Source organism: Novosphingobium sp. B1 (genome assembly GCF_900176395.1).
Taxonomy (GTDB): Bacteria; Pseudomonadota; Alphaproteobacteria; order Sphingomonadales; family Sphingomonadaceae; genus Novosphingobium.
In genome coordinates this window covers 256,325-270,824 of record NZ_FWXL01000002.1, presented here as the reverse complement: position 1 = coordinate 270,824, position 14,500 = coordinate 256,325, and the positions used below count along the sequence as shown (strand labels likewise).

Annotated in this window: 15 protein-coding genes; 13 read left to right on the top strand and 2 right to left on the bottom strand. The window is 63.3% G+C overall.

From position 1 onward, the window contains the following. Positions 1-12: 12 nt before the first annotated feature. Positions 13-891, top strand: coding sequence for an MBL fold metallo-hydrolase (locus B9A23_RS04770; protein ID WP_176217884.1), 879 nt, complete (start codon positions 13-15; stop codon positions 889-891). Between the two features lie 6 nt (positions 892-897). On the opposite strand, the gene B9A23_RS04765 is transcribed toward B9A23_RS04770, so the two are convergent. Continuing rightward, positions 898-2,325, bottom strand: a complete 1,428-nt coding sequence (locus B9A23_RS04765; RefSeq protein WP_084277697.1) for a methyl-accepting chemotaxis protein — start codon at positions 2,323-2,325, stop codon at positions 898-900. Positions 2,326-2,551: 226 nt separating this feature from the next. Between B9A23_RS04765 and B9A23_RS22710 the strand changes: the two genes are divergently transcribed. The 12 genes from B9A23_RS22710 to B9A23_RS04710 all read left to right on the top strand — a co-directional run bounded on the left by B9A23_RS22710 (position 2,552) and on the right by B9A23_RS04710 (position 13,725). After that, entirely contained in the window at positions 2,552-2,728 is a 177-nt protein-coding gene (locus B9A23_RS22710; protein ID WP_176217883.1) for a hypothetical protein, read from the top strand. A gap of 224 nt (positions 2,729-2,952) precedes the next feature. Continuing rightward, complete coding sequence (locus tag B9A23_RS04760; RefSeq protein WP_254895014.1) at positions 2,953-4,839, top strand: CocE/NonD family hydrolase; 1,887 nt, start codon at positions 2,953-2,955, stop codon at positions 4,837-4,839. A 136-nt stretch (positions 4,840-4,975) separates the two neighbouring features. Continuing rightward, entirely contained in the window at positions 4,976-5,317 is a 342-nt protein-coding gene (locus tag B9A23_RS04755) for an ArsR/SmtB family transcription factor (protein WP_176217898.1), read from the top strand. Further along, positions 5,314-5,790: an ArsI/CadI family heavy metal resistance metalloenzyme gene (locus tag B9A23_RS04750; protein WP_084277694.1), complete on the top strand. Its 477-nt coding sequence runs from the start codon at positions 5,314-5,316 to the stop codon at positions 5,788-5,790. Before B9A23_RS04755 ends, B9A23_RS04750 begins: the two co-directional genes overlap by 4 nt. Beyond that, on the top strand, positions 5,790-6,296 hold the full coding sequence (locus tag B9A23_RS04745; protein ID WP_084277911.1) for an arsenate reductase ArsC: 507 nt from the start codon (positions 5,790-5,792) through the stop codon (positions 6,294-6,296). Before B9A23_RS04750 ends, B9A23_RS04745 begins: the two co-directional genes overlap by 1 nt. Beyond that, on the top strand, positions 6,296-7,360 hold the full coding sequence (gene arsB / locus B9A23_RS04740) for an ACR3 family arsenite efflux transporter (protein WP_139797325.1): 1,065 nt from the start codon (positions 6,296-6,298) through the stop codon (positions 7,358-7,360). The genes B9A23_RS04745 and arsB overlap by 1 nt, the downstream gene beginning before the upstream one ends. Before the next feature lie 205 nt (positions 7,361-7,565). Then, a complete protein-coding gene (gene adh / locus B9A23_RS04735; RefSeq protein ID WP_084277909.1) occupies positions 7,566-9,086 on the top strand; it encodes an aldehyde dehydrogenase in 1,521 nt (506 codons plus the stop codon). 154 nt (positions 9,087-9,240) lie between these two features. Beyond that, positions 9,241-9,549, top strand: a complete 309-nt coding sequence (locus B9A23_RS04730; protein ID WP_084277908.1) for an EthD family reductase — start codon at positions 9,241-9,243, stop codon at positions 9,547-9,549. Next, a complete protein-coding gene (locus B9A23_RS04725) occupies positions 9,546-9,965 on the top strand; it encodes a DUF779 domain-containing protein (protein WP_084277693.1) in 420 nt (139 codons plus the stop codon). Before B9A23_RS04730 ends, B9A23_RS04725 begins: the two co-directional genes overlap by 4 nt. 82 nt (positions 9,966-10,047) lie before the next feature. Next, the gene (locus B9A23_RS04720) at positions 10,048-11,184 is read left to right on the top strand and encodes an FIST N-terminal domain-containing protein (RefSeq protein ID WP_084277907.1); all 1,137 of its coding nucleotides are present in this window, start codon (positions 10,048-10,050) and stop codon (positions 11,182-11,184) included. Continuing rightward, complete coding sequence (locus B9A23_RS04715) at positions 11,181-13,391, top strand: hybrid sensor histidine kinase/response regulator (protein ID WP_254894992.1); 2,211 nt, start codon at positions 11,181-11,183, stop codon at positions 13,389-13,391. Before B9A23_RS04720 ends, B9A23_RS04715 begins: the two co-directional genes overlap by 4 nt. A 142-nt stretch (positions 13,392-13,533) precedes the next feature. Then, positions 13,534-13,725, top strand: a complete 192-nt coding sequence (locus tag B9A23_RS04710) for a hypothetical protein (RefSeq protein WP_084277692.1) — start codon at positions 13,534-13,536, stop codon at positions 13,723-13,725. A gap of 3 nt (positions 13,726-13,728) precedes the next feature. Here B9A23_RS04710 and B9A23_RS04705 read toward each other — a convergent pair whose 3' ends face one another. Further along, entirely contained in the window at positions 13,729-14,394 is a 666-nt protein-coding gene (locus B9A23_RS04705) for a response regulator transcription factor (RefSeq protein ID WP_084277905.1), read from the bottom strand. Between the last annotated feature and the right edge of the window lie 106 nt (positions 14,395-14,500).

Below are 14,500 nucleotides of genomic sequence, written 5' to 3'. Positions count from 1 at the left end.
GAGGAGACGGAAATGCGAATGGTACTCTCGCTTCTCGCGGCATCAGCGCTATCGATCAGCGCTGCCCAGGCCAAGCCGCTCGATTACAAGGTGATCCCGACCAGCCCGGTCAGCATGGTTGCCAATGTCACGCTGATCACCGGCGAAAAGGAAGCCGTGCTGGTGGACGTGCCCTTCGCCCGGTCCGACGCCATGCGCGTCGCCGCCGAGGTGCTTGACAGTGGCAAGAGCCTCAAGGCGATCATCATCACGCACGATCACCCCGATCACTTCTTCGGGCTGGACGTGCTGCAGGATGCATTCCCCGACGCGAAGATCATTGCCAATCCGGTCGCCGCCAAGGACATGGCGCGCTCGATCCCGATCAAGTTCAAGCGCTGGAGCGGACAGCTCGGCACCAATGCACCCAAGCGCCCCGTCCAGCCGCAGGCGATGAGCGGCGACAGCTTCGACCTGGAAGGCCACAAGTTGCAGGTGATCGGGCCGATGCAGGGCGATCATGTCCACTCGACCGCGGTGTGGGATGCCGAGACGCGAACCCTTGTCGCGGGCGACATCCTCTACAACGGGGTCTACGTCTGGCTCGGTGAACACGGCCCTGCGCAATATGACGCATGGCTCAAGACGCTCGACCAGCTAGAGGCGCTGAACCCGGTCAAGGTCGTGGCCGGCCACACCAAGCCGGGCCTGCCCGATGACACCATGAGCATCGGCTGGACCCGCACCTATATCAACGCCTTTGCCGACGCGCGCTCCAGATCGAAGACCTCGAAAGAGCTCGCCGCGATCATGGCCGAAAAGTACCCCAATGCGACCGAAGTCTATGGCGGCTTCCTGCTTGGTATCTCCAGCCAGGTTGGCGCCGGAGAGATTCCGCCGTGGGACGAATAGAGGCCGTCAGAACTCCGACCAGTCGTCGGCCAGCGCAAGGTTGCCTCTGACCGGCGGCGGCGGCGTGCGCGCAGGCGCGTGATCGACAGCCTGCGGGGCTGGGGCAGGCGCAGGTCGGGCGGCAGGCATTCGCGCAGTTGCCGTGTGGCCGGCCAAGCTCGCAGGGATGGCAAAGGCGCTGACACCCTCGGCTAGCGCGTTGGCCTGCTCCGACAGGCTGCGCGCGGCGGCGGCGGATTCCTCGACCATTGCCGCGTTCTGCTGCGTCATCTGGTCCATCTCGGCGACGTCGGCGCTCACGCCGGCCAGGTTGCGCACCTGATCGCCCGTGTGTGTGGCCACTTCGTTGATGAAGCTGTTGATCTCGTCGATCAGCCCGGTCAGTTCAGCAAGGACCGACCGGGTCCGCTCCACCGTGGTCACGCCCTTGGCGACGGTCGTGCTGCTGGTATCGACCAGCCCCTTGATGTCGCGCGCAGCTTCGGCGCAGCGCTGTGCCAGCGCGCGCACTTCGGTGGCGACGACGGCAAAGCCCTTGCCGGCCTCGCCCGCACGCGCGGCTTCGACACCGGCGTTAAGTGCCAGCAGGTTCGTCTGGAAGGCGATGCCATCGATCAGGCCGACGATGCGGCCGATTTCCTGCGAGGACTTCTCGATTTCGTGCATCGATTCCATGGCCGTGGCGGCAACCTCGTGTCCCTCGGTCGCCTTGGACGCTACGCTCTTGACCGACTTGTGCGCCACATCGGCGCGCTGCGCGGTCTGGCCAAGTGCCTCGGTCACTTCCATCATCGCGCCGCTGGCTCGCTGCAGGTTCGCAGCCTGCCGTTCGTTTCGGCGCGCAAGGTCAGCCGACGCTGCGTCGATTTCCTCCGAACCGGTCAGCACGCTGTCGGAAAGGGCGCGGATGGATTCGAGTGCGCTGGCAATGTTGGCAATGCCGGCATTGTAGCTCAGACGCATTGCCTCGTACTCGCCGGGGAACGGAGCGGTAATCGAGGCGGTAAGATCGTTATTGGCAAGCCGCGCCAGTGCGGCATTCATCTGATCGATGATCCGGCGCTGTGTGTCGACGTCGGTAGAGGCCCGGATCGACTGGCGGAAGGTTTCCATCGCCTTGGTCATGCGGCCGACGCAATCGTTGTGGTGCGTGTAGCGGATAAGCGTATCGGTATCGCCCGCCGCCATGGCTTCCATGCGCACGACTGTCTCGACATACGGTCGGCACACCCGCTCGGCGGCCAGCTTCATGATCGTGAAGGTCAGGCCCATAGAAACAAGCGCGATTGCACCAACGGCCAGCATTGCCTGTTCGGGAAACAGTTCGATTGCCGGCACCGCAAGGAGGTTGAGCGCCGAGGCTGCCAGTAGGACAAGCAGGAGAACCCGGAACTTCTCGCGTATTGGCGCCTGCGTTTCGAACCATTCCAGCATTAAAGGCTGCTCCTGTCGCGTATCGCTATGATTTGACAGGGTCTATAACTGCCGGGCGTAAAAAGCGCTGACGCCACATGCTCGGTAAATTACGCATGTCAAATGGTGCAGGTTTTCGCCCGTCCAGGTTTAACGCGCACATCCCTGCGGGAACATAATGCAGGGGTCACGGTTCTCCCGCCTGTCGACTGTACGATCAAGGCAGTGACTGGCAGGGGAGGTGGCAATGTCCGGATTGATGCGCGAGGTCGCTGCAGCCGCGTCCATGGTCACATCCTCGACCGAACAGAATCTGCTCATGCTGCGTCATCATCTCAACGAGGCTTTTCTGTTTTGCGAGGAACTGGGGCTGAAGTCCGCTTCGCATGACCTTTGCCGCATGCTGCGCATGATCGAGGATTAACGCCCGGTTGAGGTGTTTCGCTGGCGGTGGCATCCCGGGTTTTCCTGACAAAAGATTGCTGCAATGCACTGAATGGGCTGGACCTTGCCCTTGCTGCCGATACGGTCGCGCCTGCGCCAAGGCGCACTGAGTCGTTTCTGCTGCAACCGGAAGGCCACTGCATGTCCCATCGTTCCGCTCGTCCCGTAATGCTGTCCCTGCTCGCAGCCTCGGCGCTGGCGGTGATGGGCCGCGCTGCCGTTGCGCAGGACAGCTTCCCCCCGAGCGATATCCCCGCCAAGTTCACCCCGCCGCAGGATGCGCGCGATTACGTGAAGCGCGAAGTGATGATCCCGATGCGTGACGGGACGAAGCTCTACACCGTCATCGTCTATCCCAAGGGCACGACGAACGCCCCGATCGTGCTGACGCGCACGCCCTATGATGCAAAGTCGCGCGCCAACCGGATGGACAGCCCGCACATACTGTCAACCTTGCCGCAGGCGGACGAGGCTTTCGTCAAGGCGGGCTACATCCGCGTCTATCAGGACATTCGCGGCAAGTATGGCTCGGAAGGCGATTACATCGTTACCCGTCCGGTCCGCGGCCCGCTCAACAAGACGCAGACCGACCACGTCACCGATGCCTATGACACGATCGACTGGCTGGTGAACAAGGCGAACCTGCCCGAATCGAACGGCAAGGTCGGCATGATCGGGTCGAGCTATGAAGGCTTCACCGTGGTCATGGCGCTGCTCGATCCGCATCCTGCGCTGAAAGTGGCAGCGCCCGAAAGCCCGATGATCGATGGGTGGATGGGCGATGACTGGTTCCACTACGGCGCGTTTCGCCTTGCCAACATCGGCTGGATCGGATCGCAGACCGGCTACAAGGGCAAGGGCGACGATCCGGCGACCGGGATCTACGACAATTACGAGGAATTCCGCCGCCTCGGCGGGGCCAACGAATGGGCGAAGAACTCCGGCTTCGACCAGCTTCCTGCCTGGCAGAAGATGGTCAAGCACACCGCCTATGACGAGTTCTGGCAGGGCCAGGCGCTCGACAAGCTGCTGGCGGCCAATCCTTCCAACGTGCCGACGATCTGGGAACAGGGGCTGTGGGATCAGGAGGACATGTACGGCGCGATCACCGCGTGGGAAGCGCTGAAGGCAAAGGGCAAGACCGGCAACAACTTCCTCGTCATGGGGCCGTGGCGGCACAGCCAGGTCAACCGTGACGGACGCGAACTGGGGCCGTTCAAGTGGAATGGCGATACCGCGCAGCAATTCCGCGAGGACATGGTGCTGCCGTTGTTCAACCAGTACCTCAAGGATGGTCCGGCGGCGAACCTGCCGCAGGCGGCGATCTACAACACCGGCGAGAACCACTGGGACAAGCTGACGCAATGGCCGCTGGCCTGCGAGAAGGACTGCGCCTCGCCCCTCAAGCCGATCTACCTGCAATCGGCCGGTGGTCTGGGCTTCGACAAGGGCGCTGTGGGCGAGGATTCCTATGTCTCCGACCCTGACAAGCCGGTGCCCCACCTGCCGCGCCCGGTGAACTTCAGCGACGGGCGCTGGGGCGACTGGCTGGTGAGCGACCAGCGCCACGCCGATGGCCGGCCCGACGTCATGACCTACACCACGCCGGTGCTGACCAGCGCTGTACGAGTATCGGGCGCGCCGATTGCGGACCTCTATGCCAAGACGACTGGCACCGACGGCGATTTCGTGGTGAAGGTGATCGACGTGTTCCCCGATGAGGTCGCGGGTTCGGATCCCAAGATGGGGGGCTATCAACTGCCGATCAGCCTCGACATCTTCCGTGGCCGCTATCGTGACAGCTTCGCCAAGCCGACGGCAATTCCGGCGGGTAAGGTGCAGCGCTACAAGTTCCGCCTGCCGACGGTGAACCACGTGTTCCAGCCGGGCCACCGCATCATGGTGCAGGTGCAGTCCTCGCTCTTCCCGCTCTATGACCGCAATCCGCAGAAGTTCGTGCCCAACATCTTCCTCGCGAAGAAGGCGGACTATCAGAAGGCGACCGTGACACTGGAGCGTGGCGGCGCGGCCGCAAGCGCGGTCTGGCTGCCCGTTGTTGCGGAAGGAACCCCGTTGCCCAAGGCGCCGTGACGGCGCCGGCAACTGCCGAGCCTTTCACATCGGTTGAAACACAAGGGCGGGGCTTCGGCTCCGCCCTTTTTCATTTGTCCTTGCAGGCTAGGATATTTCAACTATTATTGAAATATCAAATCGAATGAGGCGAAGAGTGGAATCAGCATCGGTCGTGCGCGCGCTTGGCGCATTGGCGCAGGAGCATCGGCTCGCGGCCTTCCGGTTGCTCGTGCAGGCCGGACCGGACGGGCTGGCCGCAGGCACGCTGGCCGAGGCGCTCGACATCGCGCCTTCGTCCTTGAGCTTTCATATCGCCCAACTGGCCAATGCCGGCCTAGTCAGCCAGCGCCGCGCGGGCCGCTCCATCCTCTACGCCGCCGACTATGACGCGATGGCGGATCTGATGGGCTTCCTGACCGAGAACTGCTGTGGCGGCATGCCTTGCGCGCCTGCCCAGTGCAAACCTGCAAAACCTTCTGAAAAGGACGTCGCATGAAGCGCTTCCATGTCCATGTCGGCGTTGCCGATCTCGATGCGTCGATCGCATTCTATTCCGGCCTGTTCGGTGCCGAACCGACAGTGACCAAGGCCGATTACGCCAAGTGGATGCTGGAGGACCCGCGCATCAACTTTGCCATCTCGCAGAAGGATGGCGCGGTGAAGGGGATCGAGCACCTTGGCCTGCAGGTCGAGAGCGCTGGCGAACTGGCGGAAGTCTATGGCCGTCTGGCCAATGCCAAGGGACCAGTGATCGAGGAGGGCGCGACAACCTGCTGTTACGCCAAGTCCGAAAAAAGCTGGATCGCCGATCCCGATGGCGTGATCTGGGAAGCCTTCCTGACCGAGGGCGAAAGCACCGTATATGGCGAGAGTCCGGACTTTGCACCGCTTGGGTCTGCCAATGCTTCGGACAGCGCGTGTTGCGCGCCGAAGGTTGCCGCACCGGCTGCAAAGGCGGGATGTTGCTGATGAGCGACCGGCCATTTTCGGTGCTGGTCCTGTGCACCGGCAATTCCGCCCGTTCGATCCTGGGGGAAGCCATTCTCGGAACGATGGGCGCGGGCCGGATCGTCGCGTACAGTGCCGGCAGCAAGCCCAAGGGCGTGCCGCATCCCGGCGCGCTGCGGCTGCTGGCGCGCAAGGGCATCGACGTGGCGCCGTTCAGCTCCAAGAGCTGGGACGAGTTCAGCGGGCCGAGCGCGCCGCCGATCGATCTAGCCATCACGATCTGCGGCAATGCCGCAGGCGAGGCCTGCCCGGTGTTCATGGGCGCGCCGTTGAAGGCGCACTGGGGCCTGCCCGATCCGGCTAACGTTGAAGGGAGCGAGGCGGAAGTCGACGCCGCGTTCGAGCAGACATGGAGCTGGCTCGAAATGCGCGTGGCCGCGCTGCTGGCCCTGCCGTTCGAGACCATGGCGCGAGCCGAACTGACGCGCGAACTTGCCCGCATCGGCGCAATGGAAGGAGCGGCGTGATGGCCACGATGGCTGCAGAAGCGTTTGAAAAACCGCGCCTAGCGTTTCTTGATCGCTGGCTGACGCTGTGGATTTTCGGCGCAATGGCGCTGGGCATAGCGCTGGGCAGCCTGGTGCCGGCAGTGCCTCGGGCGCTGGCCGCTATGTCGGTCGGTTCGACCAGCATTCCCATCGCGATTGGCCTGATCCTGATGATGTTCCCGCCGCTCGCCAAAGTGCGCTACGAGGAACTGGGAGAGGTGTTCCGCGATCGCAAGGTGCTCGCCGTATCGTTCGGCCTGTGCTGGATCGTGGCGCCGGCCTTCATGTTCGCATTGGCCGCCTTGCTGCTGCCGAACAATCCGGAATACATGACTGGCCTGATCCTGATCGGCATCGCGCCGTGCATTGCCATGGTGCTGGTATGGAACCAGTTGGCGGGGGGAAGCCCGGAGTACGTTACCGGGCTGGTTGCCTTCAACTCGTTGTTCCAGATCCTGTTCTACGTGCCCTATGCTTGGTTCTACCTGACGTTCCTGCCGCCGGTCTTCGGGCTTGAAGGCCAAGTGGTCGACATCGACTTCACGATGATCGCCAAGGCCGTGCTGACTTATCTTGGCGTGCCCTTTCTCGCGGGCTTCCTGGTGCGCAAGGCGCTCGTCGCTGCTCGCGGGCGGGAGTGGTACGAAACGCATTTCGTGCCCACCATCAGCCCGCTGACGCTGGCAGCGCTGCTTTTCACCATCGTGGCGATGTTCAGCCTCAAGGGAGGCGAGATCCTCGCGCTGCCGTTGGATGCGCTCAAGGTGGGCTTGCCGCTGGTCATATTTTTCGTGGTGATGTTCGTTGCGGCCTTTGCAGCCGGACGAGCGCTCGGCGCTGGCTATGAGCGCACGGCCTCGCTTGCGTTCACCGCAGCGTCGAACAACTTCGAACTGGCGATTGCCGTGGCGATCGCCGCCTTCGGCCTTGCCTCGCCAGTGGCCTTCGCCGCTGTCATCGGCCCGCTGGTTGAGGTGCCGGTGCTGATTGCGCTGGTCAACCTGGCGCTCTGGTTCAAGGGTGCGTGGTTCCGCGCACCCTGAACTTCTTGCGCAATGCACCCGGTTCTGGCGCGATGAGGCGGCGACAGAACGCGCAGATGCTCTCCCGCGCGCCGCAAGCACTGCCACTCATGCTGCGATGATCGATCCGTGTCCTCCCTGTCGTTCCAAGGTACAATTGGCCGCAAGCCAGCTTGGGCGCACACTCTCTCCAGATCTCGAAAACAAGTTTCTGGAGGACCGGAGGATGTTGCAGCAGGCCCTTAGCCAGTTCACTGGCGTTTCACTCATTCGCGAGAAATTCGACAACTTCATCGGCGGCAAATGGGTTGCCCCGGTCAAGGGTGCGTATTTCGACAATATCTCGCCCGTCACCGGACAAGTCGTGTGTCAGGTGGCCCGCGGCACTGCCGAGGACATCGAACTGGCGCTGGATGCCGCACACGCCGCCAAGGATGCTTGGGGCAAGATGTCGACCACCGAACGGTCGAACATCCTGCTCAAGGTTGCCGACAAGATGGAAGCGAACCTCGATCTCCTCGCCATGGTCGAGACTATCGACAATGGCAAGCCGATCCGCGAGACGACCGCCGCCGATATTCCGCTCGCCATCGACCACTTCCGCTATTTCGCTGCCTGCGTCCGCGCACAGGAAGGCTCGATCGCCGAGATCGACCACGATACCGTCGCCTATCACTTCCACGAACCGCTGGGCGTGGTCGGCCAGATCATTCCGTGGAACTTCCCGATCCTGATGGCGGCGTGGAAGCTTGCTCCGGCGCTGGCCGCAGGCAACTGCGTGGTCCTGAAGCCTGCCGAGCAGACCCCGATGTCGATCCTCGTCCTGGCTGAACTGGTCGCCGACATCCTGCCCGCCGGCACGCTCAACATCGTCAACGGCTTCGGCATCGAAGCGGGCAAGCCGCTCGCCACCAACAAGCGCATCAGCAAGATCGCGTTCACCGGTGAAACCACCACCGGCCGCCTGATCATGCAGTATGCGTCCGAGAACCTGATCCCTTGCACGCTTGAACTGGGTGGCAAGAGCCCGAACATCTTCTTTGCCGACGTGATGGACCACGACGACGACTTCCTCGACAAGGCATTGGAAGGCTTCACCATGTTTGCGCTCAACCAGGGCGAGGTCTGCACCTGCCCGAGCCGCGCGCTGGTGCATGAATCGATCTACGATCGCTTCATCGAGAAGGCGATTGCCCGCGTCGAGGCGATCAAGCTGGGCAGCCCTCTCGAAGGGTCGACCATGATCGGCGCGCAGGCTTCGAACGATCAGATGGAGAAGATCCTCTCCTACATCCAGATCGGCCGCGATGAGGGCGCCAAGGTCCTGACCGGTGGCGAGCGCGCGATGCACGAGGGCGATCTGGCGCAGGGCTACTACGTCAAGCCGACCGTGCTCGAAGGCCACAACAAGATGCGCGTGTTCCAGGAAGAGATCTTCGGCCCGGTGCTCGCCGTGACCAAGTTCTCGACCGACGAGGAAGCGCTCGAGATCGCCAACGACACGCTCTATGGCCTTGGTGCCGGCGTGTGGACCCGCGATGGAACCCGTGCCTATCGCTTTGGTCGCGGCATCCAGGCCGGGCGCGTATGGACCAACTGCTACCACGCCTATCCGGCTCACGCCGCCTTCGGGGGGTACAAGCAGTCGGGCATCGGGCGCGAAACCCACAAGATGATGCTCGATCACTACCAGCAGACCAAGAACCTGCTGGTCAGCTACAGCCCCAAGAAGCTCGGGTTCTTCTGAGGCGGATGATGAAATTGCCAGCCTGATCGCTGGACGGAGACGGCGCGGCGCAGGGAGGAAGGTCCCGGTCGCGCCGTCGCCATTTGTGATCTGCCGATTGCCAAGGCCCCGCAAGAGGGCAAAGGTGAAGCGACAAGCAAGAGAGGATGAACCGATGGCCCAAGTCGTTGTAAACGTGCTGTACCACGCGCCTGCCGATCCCGAGGCGTTCGAATCCTATTATTTCGGCACGCACATGCCGATCGCCGAGAAAATACCGTCGGTCGAGAAGGTCGTCCTGCTCAAGGGCCTGCCCGGTCCCGATGGCAGCCCGCCGCCCTATTATCGCCTCACGCAGATCTGGTTCGCCGATGCCGCCGCCATGGCCGCAGGCATGGGCTCTGCCGAAGCGCAGGCCGCGACTGGTGATATTCCGAACTTTGCCTCGGGCGGGGCAACGGTCATGATTTGCCAGGCCGGATGACCAATCTGCCGCCCCGCATCCTGAACACGCCCGAGGCCGGGGAATGGATCTCCCGGCTGACGGCGCAGCACGGGCCGCTGATGTTCCACCAGTCCGGCGGCTGCTGCGATGGCTCGGCGCCGATGTGCTTTGTCGCCGGCGAGTTCCGCGTCGGCGGGCAAGACGTGCTGCTCGGCCACGTGGCCGAGGATACGCCGGTGTGGATCGGGGCGGCGCAGTTCGAATACTGGCGGCATACGCAAGTGACCATCGATGTGGTGCCTGGCCGAGGTGCGGGCATGAGCCTGGAGGCACCCGAAGGCGTGCGTTTCATCGTGCGCAGCCGGGTGTTCTCCGACGAGGAAAGCGCCGCGCTAGAGGCTGCCGGCGAGCCTCTGCGGGGTGACAGCGTGGTGCTTGGCGAAAGGGCAGGTTGACCTTAGGTTGACGCAGGTGGTGGCAAGGTCCGGTAGAGGTCAGGCCATGGAGGATGCGGTGATGGGCATGGCTGTGGAAAGCATGACGGCAGTCGACGAAGTGCGCATGATCGCGTGCACCTCGCGCGCCGCCGATCCGCGCCTGGCAGTAGCCGAACTGGCCGAATGCATCGCCGGGCGCAAGCTGGCGGGTGCCTTGTTGTTCTGTTCCAACAGCTATCCACGCGATGCCCTGCAGGACGAACTTGCGCGCGCCATGCCCGATGTGCGTCTGTTCGGCTGCACCAGCGCGGGCGAATTGAATGATCAGGGATACGATACCCATTCGGTCGTGCTGATCGGCTTCCCCGAAGGCCCGTTTGCGATGACCTCGCTGCGGTTCGACGATCTCGACAACTTCGATGCGCATGCCGCACAGGGCGCGATCCGCCAGCTTGTCGCGCAATCCCGCCGCGAACAGACCGAGGGGCTGCATCAGGTTGCGCTGTTCTTCGTCGATGGCCTGTCCCACCGCGAGGAGCTGCTGACGATGACGGCGCAGCACGCCTTGGGTGACATCCAGCTTATCGGCGGGTCCAGCGGCGATGGCCTGTCCTTCCGCGATACCGCGATCCTTCATGAGGGCGCCTTCCACAAGGACGCCGCCGTGATCGTGCTGCTGACCAGCCGCCGTCCGCTCCATGTCTTCTGCAAGAGCTTCTACCGCCCTGGCCCGGCCAAGATGGTGATAACCGAGGCCGACGCCGAATCGCGCGTCGTCACCGAAATCAACGCTGCGCCCGCCGCCGAGGAATACCGTCGTCTTGCGGGAAGTCCGCCATGCGAGTTGAACGCGCAGTTCTTCGCAGCCTATCCGCCCATCGTGCGCACTGGCGGCCAGTTCCACGTCCGCTCGATCCAGACCGCCAATGATGACGGCTCGCTGACGTTCTATTGCGCGATCGATACCGGCGTCGTCCTTTCGATCGGCGAGCCGGTCGACCGGCTTGCCGAGATGGACGCCCTGTTCGACGAGATCGGCCGGAAGGTCGGCGAGATCGATCATGTCGTCGGCTTCGACTGCGTATTGAACCGGCTCGATGCCGAGGATCGCCAGCAGGCCGGCGCCGTTTCGCGCATGTATGTTGCCAACCGCGTGTTCGGCTTCAACACTTATGGCGAGCAGTTCCGCGCCGCGCACATGAACCAGACCTTCACCGGTCTCGCCGTCGGTCGATGAGCAGCGCCAATCTCACCGGCATCCTTGCCCCCGCCATGGTCAACGGCGAGGACGAGGTGACTGCGCTGCGCGCGCGCGTCCGGCAGCTTGAAAAGATCAACGCCGCGCTGATGGACCGGGTGGAACGCTCCGTCGACATGGAGGGCGGCGCGTTCTCGATGTTCGAGACGGCAATCGCGCTTGAATCCGTCGTTCGTGACCGCACGAGTGCGCTGGAATCCGCGATGGCCGAACTCGCCGCTGCCAACGAGGACGCCACCATTGCCCGCGTGCTGCTGCGCGATGCCATCGAATCCTTGAGCGACGGCTTTGCCCTGTTCGATGCCGACGACCGGCTGATCCTGTGCAATCGCGCCTTTCTGCGACTGTTTCCGGCAATCGAGCCGATCTCGCAGGACTCGCCCGAGTTTGCCGAGATGGCCAGCCGCGTCGCCATTACCGGATCGACGATCGGCGCGGCCATGGCGCCGGATCGCTGGCTGAGCGACCGGGTCGAGTGGCACCGCCGCGCCGAGGGCGCGCATGTGCAGGCGCTGGGCGACGGGCGCTGGATCCAGATCAACGAGCTGCGCACCAGCGATGGCGGCATCGTCGGCATCTATACCGACATCACCTCGGTCAAGGCTGAGGATGCCCGCCAACGCGCGCTGGAACTGGCAGAGCGCAACCTTGCACTGCAGGCCACGCTCGATACCCTGTCAGAAGGCGTCTGCCTGTTCGATGCCCAGCGCCGGATGCAGGCATGGAATGAAGGCCTCGTCCGCGTGCTCGGGCTTTCAGGCGCGGATCTGATGCGCCATGTCGAAAGCCATGTGCAGCTTGTGCAATGGTGCAGCTGGCGCCTCGGTCTCGCCTGCGTTGACAGCCTTGCCTGGCGGGAAGGCGACACCCGGCAGCTTTCGGCCGAGTGCCTGATGGATGGCCGGCATTTCGTGATCCGCTCGGTCCCGCTTGGCAGCGGCGGGATGGTCTTTACCTTCGATGACGTGACCGACCACGTCAGCCTTCAGCGCTCGCTGACCGAAACCGCCGAACTGCTGGAGCGCCGCGTCGAGGAGCGCACGGCCGAACTGGTCGAGGTCAATCGGCAGCTTGTCGAAGCCAAGAACGAGGCCGAGACGGCCAATCGCTCGAAGACCAGCTTCCTTGCCGCGGCCAGCCACGATCTGCTCCAGCCGCTCAATGCCGCGCGACTGTTCGTATCGGCGATGGACGGCCAGAGCCTGCCGGAACGTCCGCGCGCGCTGGTCAGCCAGGCTTCGACCGCGCTGGATTCGGTGGAGGACCTGCTCGAGGCCCTGTTCGAGATTTCACGCCTCGATGCTGGAGCAATCCAGCCCGAGATCGCCGATCATGCTCTTGGTGGCATCCTGCACGCGCTCAAGGTGGAATTCGCGCCACTGGCTCTTGCCGGCAATCTTCATTTCGATGTGCCCGACACTGACCTGTGGGTCCGCTCGGACGCGCGACTGCTGCGGCGTGTCCTCCAGAATTTCGTGTCGAATGCGATCCGCTACACCGAGGCGGGCCACGTGATCGTCGAGGTCAGCGATGATGCGGGCGGGGTGCGGGTGGCAGTGCACGATACCGGTCCCGGCATCGCCGAAGCTGATCGCGAGGAGATCTTCGGCGAGTTCCGCCGCGTCGGCAAGACACAGAAGATTCCGGGCAAGGGGCTGGGGCTTGCCATTGTGCGGCGTGTGTCCATCATGCTTGGCCATACTGTGGAGCTGGAAACCGAACTCGGCCGTGGTTCGACATTTTCTATCCTGCTGCCAAAGGTTGACCCGGTCCGCACGGAATGCGCAGCCGAGGCAATCCCCGCCTCGACTGCAGGCAGCGGCGGGCTGGTGCTGGTCATCGACAACGATCCCGCGATCCTTTCGGGCATGGAAGCGCTGCTTGAGAACTGGGGGCTGGAAGTGCTGGTGGCGCGCGATCCGGGCGATCCCGCTGCCCGCAACGGGCTGGCGCAGGGTCCCGCCATGCTGATCGTCGACTACCAGCTTGATGACGGATTGACCGGCGACATTGCCATCGAACGGCTGCGGGCCATGGCAGGTGTGGCAATCCCGGCCATGGTCGTGACCGCCGACCGGAGCGAGGACACGAAGGCTCATCTGTCCTCGCTGGGACTGCCAATCCTCCACAAGCCGGTCAAGCCGGCGCAGCTTCGCGCACTGCTTCGGCAACTTGACGTGTTATAAAAGCAGTAAAAAGCGCCAGCCCGTGCCATGACGGGGATGGGCTGTGGTCTTGGCTGGAACAAATCCTGTAAGTACGGATTTGATCATCCGGGTTGGGCAGGATTGTGCCTTCGTTTGGCCGTCGCCCAGGAGCTTGGGAACCATGACTATTCTGCAGTTCAAAGCGCCGCAACCGCGCCGCAGCTATTCCGAACAGGTCCGATTGCGGGCAGAGCTTGTGCGCAGCCTGGAAATTGCCCTGACGCTTGCAGATGATCTGCGGCTTGGCTTTGTCGGCATCGACATCTGCCAGGCGCTGGAGCGGCTTGATAGCACGTCCGACGAAGCCAACTAGCGCCTAGCCGCGAAAGCCGACCTTCCCGGCCATGATGACCGCCTGCGTACGCGAGAAGACGTTCATCTTCTGCAGGATGGCCGACACGTGTGCTTTCACCGTCGTCATCGAGACATCGAGTTCATAGGCGATCTGCTTGTTCAGACGCCCTGCCACCAGATGACCTAGCACCACGCGCTGTTGCGGCGTCAGACTGTCGATCCGGGTGCGGATCATGTCCTCCTCGGCTGCTGCGGATTCATCGCCGCCCAGTTCCGGCATGAAGATTTCCCCACACAGAACCTGATTGAGCGCATCCAGTATCGCTGCGCGCTTGAGGCTTTTCGGCACGAATCCGGCTGCGCCGGCTGAAAGGGCATCGCGCACCACGTTGCGGTCCGTCACGCCCGATACCATCACCACCGGCGTTGCCGGGAATCGGTCGCGCAGGGCTTCCAGCCCGGATAGATGGGAAACGTCGGGAATGTTGAGATCGAGCAGGACGAGGTCGACGTCGCCTGCCTGCTCCAGCGTTCCCAGTGCAGCCTGCAGGCTGTCGGCCTCGAGGATCTCGCAGGCAGGAAACGCGTCATCGAAGATCGAGCGCAGGCCATCGCGCACCAACGAGTGATCGTCGACGATCAGGACCCGCTCGGGGATGATGCGAGGCGGCGAACCGGTTTGTGCCATGGCGACGCTCCCCCTTTCGGCCGCTGCTGATCCTGCTGCGTTGGTGCTGATTGCGACGGTATCGTTCATGGCTCTTTACCCGGGGAGGGGGTGGAGCGCCAGACCC

What these genes read in the sequence shown, in the direction of transcription:
- B9A23_RS04770 (WP_176217884.1), top strand. Translation starts at nt 13, where the DNA reads ATGCGAATGGTACTCTCGCTTCTCGCGGCATCAGCGCTATCGATCAGC.
- B9A23_RS04765 (WP_084277697.1), bottom strand. Translation starts at nt 2,325, where the DNA reads ATGCTGGAATGGTTCGAAACGCAGGCGCCAATACGCGAGAAGTTCCGG.
- B9A23_RS22710 (WP_176217883.1), top strand. Translation starts at nt 2,552, where the DNA reads ATGTCCGGATTGATGCGCGAGGTCGCTGCAGCCGCGTCCATGGTCACA.
- B9A23_RS04760 (WP_254895014.1), top strand. Translation starts at nt 2,953, where the DNA reads ATGGGCCGCGCTGCCGTTGCGCAGGACAGCTTCCCCCCGAGCGATATC.
- B9A23_RS04750 (WP_084277694.1), top strand. Translation starts at nt 5,314, where the DNA reads ATGAAGCGCTTCCATGTCCATGTCGGCGTTGCCGATCTCGATGCGTCG.
- B9A23_RS04745 (WP_084277911.1), top strand. Translation starts at nt 5,790, where the DNA reads ATGAGCGACCGGCCATTTTCGGTGCTGGTCCTGTGCACCGGCAATTCC.
- arsB (WP_139797325.1), top strand. Translation starts at nt 6,296, where the DNA reads ATGGCCACGATGGCTGCAGAAGCGTTTGAAAAACCGCGCCTAGCGTTT.
- adh (WP_084277909.1), top strand. Translation starts at nt 7,566, where the DNA reads ATGTTGCAGCAGGCCCTTAGCCAGTTCACTGGCGTTTCACTCATTCGC.
- B9A23_RS04730 (WP_084277908.1), top strand. Translation starts at nt 9,241, where the DNA reads ATGGCCCAAGTCGTTGTAAACGTGCTGTACCACGCGCCTGCCGATCCC.
- B9A23_RS04725 (WP_084277693.1), top strand. Translation starts at nt 9,546, where the DNA reads ATGACCAATCTGCCGCCCCGCATCCTGAACACGCCCGAGGCCGGGGAA.
- B9A23_RS04720 (WP_084277907.1), top strand. Translation starts at nt 10,048, where the DNA reads ATGACGGCAGTCGACGAAGTGCGCATGATCGCGTGCACCTCGCGCGCC.
- B9A23_RS04715 (WP_254894992.1), top strand. Translation starts at nt 11,181, where the DNA reads ATGAGCAGCGCCAATCTCACCGGCATCCTTGCCCCCGCCATGGTCAAC.
- B9A23_RS04710 (WP_084277692.1), top strand. Translation starts at nt 13,534, where the DNA reads ATGACTATTCTGCAGTTCAAAGCGCCGCAACCGCGCCGCAGCTATTCC.
- B9A23_RS04705 (WP_084277905.1), bottom strand. Translation starts at nt 14,394, where the DNA reads ATGGCACAAACCGGTTCGCCGCCTCGCATCATCCCCGAGCGGGTCCTG.